General features: G+C 70.7%; 4 protein-coding genes. 3 read left to right on the top strand and 1 reads right to left on the bottom strand.

Annotated elements, in window-relative coordinates:
- Positions 1-851, top strand: an 851-nt coding sequence (ccsB, locus tag ACYVE9_RS10085) for a c-type cytochrome biogenesis protein CcsB (protein WP_461027424.1), incomplete at its 5' end; no start/stop codon positions are given.
- Between the two features lie 97 nt (positions 852-948).
- Here the strand turns inward: ccsB and ACYVE9_RS10080 are convergent.
- A complete protein-coding gene (locus tag ACYVE9_RS10080) occupies positions 949-1,629 on the bottom strand; it encodes a TetR/AcrR family transcriptional regulator (RefSeq protein WP_461027423.1) in 681 nt (226 codons plus the stop codon).
- A gap of 100 nt (positions 1,630-1,729) precedes the next feature.
- Between ACYVE9_RS10080 and ACYVE9_RS10075 the strand changes: the two genes are divergently transcribed.
- Both ACYVE9_RS10075 and ACYVE9_RS10070 read left to right on the top strand, forming a co-directional pair.
- The gene (locus ACYVE9_RS10075; RefSeq protein ID WP_461027422.1) at positions 1,730-2,695 is read left to right on the top strand and encodes an NAD(P)-dependent alcohol dehydrogenase; all 966 of its coding nucleotides are present in this window, start codon (positions 1,730-1,732) and stop codon (positions 2,693-2,695) included.
- A gap of 375 nt (positions 2,696-3,070) precedes the next feature.
- Positions 3,071-3,476 (top strand): tectonin domain-containing protein (locus ACYVE9_RS10070; protein ID WP_461027421.1); only part of this gene is annotated, 406 nt, incomplete at its 3' end.

Genomic DNA, 3,476 nt, shown 5'->3' with positions numbered 1-3,476 from the left:
CCGAGGTCGTCACGCGTTCCTCGGCCGGCGGGCGCCCGACCCTGCCGGACGGGCCCGGCGCGGCCGGCGGCGACGAGCAGGGCGACATGTACGGCCGGATCGCCGTCGCCCTGACCACCCTGGCCTTCGTGGTGCACGCCGCCGGTGTGGTGGCGCGCGGGGTGTCGGTGCAGCGGGTGCCGTGGGCCAACATGTACGAGTTCTCGATGACCTTCTCCATGGTCGTCGTCGGCGCCTACCTGGTGCTGCTGGCGGCCCGGAAGAACGTGCGCTGGGTAGGCCTGCTGCTGGTCACGACGGTCCTGCTGGACCTGGGCCTGGCCACCACCGTGCTCTACACCGAGAGCGACCAGCTGCCGCCGGCCCTGGACTCCTACTGGCTGTGGATCCACGTGTCGCTGGCGATCGTCTGCGGCGCGCTGTTCTACCTGGGCGCGGTCGGCACGGTGCTCTACCTCTTCCGGGACCGCTACGAGGCGAAGCTGGAACGCGGCGGCAAGCCGGGACGGTTCGCGACCTCGGTGCTGGAGCGGCTGCCCGCCGCCGCGTCACTGGACAAGTTCGCCTACCGCATCAACGCGGCGGTCTTCCCGTTCTGGACCTTCACCATCATCGCCGGCGCGATCTGGGCGGAGAGCGCCTGGGGCCGTTACTGGGGCTGGGACCCCAAGGAGGTCTGGTCGTTCATCACCTGGGCGGCCTACGCCTGCTACCTGCACGCCCGCGCGACCGTCGGCTGGAAGGGCCGCAAGGCCGCGTACCTGGCCCTGGTGGCCTTCGCGTGCTGGCTGTTCAACTACTACGGCGTCAACATGTTCGTGGACGGCCTGCACTCCTACTCCGGCCTGTAGGTCCGTGACCGGTGCGGCCGTGCGGCCCGTGCTCGGGCCTGTTGCGAACGTGGGGTCGTCGGACTGGACGTGCCCCGCGCCAGGTACCCGTTTCATGTCAGGTTCCCGGGGGCCTCTGCCCCCGGGGACTGTCAGGCGCGATCGGGAGGCTGCGCAGTGTCAGCGCACTCGGCGGGGGCAGCGGTTCGTCGGCCGCGTCGGTGCGGAACGACTGGAGCAGATAGGCCATCAGGCGCCGGGACGCCGCGTCGTCATCCGGTAGGGCGGCCACCAGACCGCAGTGTGCCAACAGGACCACGGCGAGGTCGGAAGGGTGAAAATCGGCCCGCAGCGCGCCCGAGGCCTGGGCCCTGCGTACCAGGGTCGTGAAGTCCCGCTCGGCTCGTCCCCGGGCCCGCTCGTGTTCCGACGTGCTTTCCGGGAAGGCCGCGACGAACGCGGCCGGGAACCCGCGTTCCTCCCGTTGCAGAGCGCATAGCGTCTCGAACAGCTGCTGGAAGCCCTGCCACGGGTCCGGGGCGGCCAGAGCCTCGGTGAGCGCCCGCGCGCAGGTCTCCATCTGCTGCGCGAACGCGCCCCTCACCAGAGCGTCCCGGGTCGGGAAGTGCCGGTACAGCGTCGCCACGCCGACCCCGGCCCGTCGGGCCACGGTCGCCATCGGGGCGTCGATCCCGCGCTCCGCGAAGACCGCACGGGCGGCGACGAGGACGCGCTCCCGGTTGCGCCGGGCGTCCGCCCGCACCCCGTCCCGGGCTGTGATCCAAGAGGATTCCACCATCGTCGTCTCTCACTTCCGGCCCAAGCGGACGATTGCGTCCACTTGAGAGCCTACGGTCGATGCCAGTCCCCTGTGCGACCCCGGCGGCGAAGGCGGAACGATGAACGACCACACGATGAAGGCAGTGCTCTACGACCGCTACGGCGGCCCCGACGTGCTCTACACGGGCCGTGTGCCACGACCCGAGCCGGCCCCCGGCGAGATCCTTGTGCGGGTGCGCGCGTTCAGCGTCAACGGCGGCGAACTGGCAGCCCGTGCCGGCCGTCTCCGTCTCGTGAGCGGTCGGAGGTTCCCCAAACGCGTCGGCTTGGACTTCACCGGCGAGGTAGCCGCACTGGGTGCCGGAGTCACACGGTTGGCGGCCGGCGACCGCGTATGGGGGGTCCTGGGCCGCACCTCCGGGTTCGGCAGCGCCGCCGAGTACGTGAGCGTGCCCGCCGAGCGGGTCGGCCGGCTCCCCGACGGCCTCGACCTGGTGGACGCCGCCGCGCTGCCGGTGGCCACCACGGCCATCACCGCACTGCGGGACAAAGCCGGGCTGCGCCCCGGCGAACGACTCCTCGTCCGGGGCGCGGCGGGTGGTGTCGGCAACGCCGCCGTCCAGCTCGGACGGGCGTACGGCGCCGAGGTCACGGCCCTGGCCCGCGCAGCCAACCTGGACTTCGTCCGCGGGCTCGGCGCGCACGAGGCCGTCGACCACCGGACAGTGCACCCGGCGGAACTGGGCCGCTTCGACGTGGTCCTGGACACCGCGGGGACCGACCTGCGGGTCTTCCGGCGCCTACTCGGTTCCGGCGGGCGCATGGTCACCATCGCCTTCGACCTGAAACGGCCCGCTGCGTCGCTCGGCTGTCTCGCGGCCAGCACGGTCCACGGACACGGCCGGGTGCGCTTCTTCAGCGGCAACCCCGGGCGGGCGGACTTCGACGACCTCGCCCGCCATGTGGTCGAGGGGAAGCTGAGACCTGCGGTGGACACGGTCTTCCCGCTGGAGGAGACAGCAGCGGCACACCGGGCGCTGGAGGCGGGCGGCGTCCAGGGCAAGTACGTGGTCAGGGTCGCGTAGGAGGCCTGTGGGGGTGCCGGCCACGGTCACTCGTTGACGGCGGCGATGAGCACGGTCGCCGCGTAGCGGAGCCGGCTTGTCGTGTCGCCCGGCCACGGCGGGCAGGGGGCGGTGAGCCGCCCGTGCCGACCGCTCTCGCGTACTCGTCGACGTCAACGTGGCAGCCGTCAACAACCCACAGGCGCGACCTGCGTTCAGGTCACTCTTCGGCGAACCGCTGAGCCGAACACGTCCAGCCTGCACATGTGACCCATCCGATAAACACGACTTTCCAGACAAAAAATAAGATCACGCCGCAAGAGCGCCTGAATGCCGAATCGTTCCGTCGCGGGAGTGTCCCCATCGAGTAGTCCCGGACGAAAAGGAGCAGGTGCAATGGCCGACTGGAAGCAGATCAGCGGTGCGCTCGTGCGGATCTCGGCGGGGTCCAGGACCAACGTGTGGGGGGTCAACGCAGGGGGGAACATCTACCGCTACACCAACAACGACGCGAACCCGTGGGTGCAGGTCCCCGGTGCGTTGACGGACATCGGGGCGGCTGCGGACGGCACCGTCTGGGGTGTGAACTCCGGTGGCAACATCTACCGCTACACCGGCGACCGGGAAAGCGGCCACTGGAAGCAGATCAGCGGTGCGCTCGTGCGGATCTCGGCGGGGTCCAGGACCAACGTGTGGGGGGTCAACGCGGCGGGGAACATCTACCGCTACACCAACAACGACGCGAACCCGTGGGTGCAGGTCCCCGGTGCGTTGACGGACATCGGGGCGGCTGCGGACGGCA

This window comes from Streptomyces sparsus (assembly GCF_054776295.1).
Note: the sequence above shows the minus strand (reverse complement) of the source record. Positions and strands in the feature narration are given on the sequence as shown.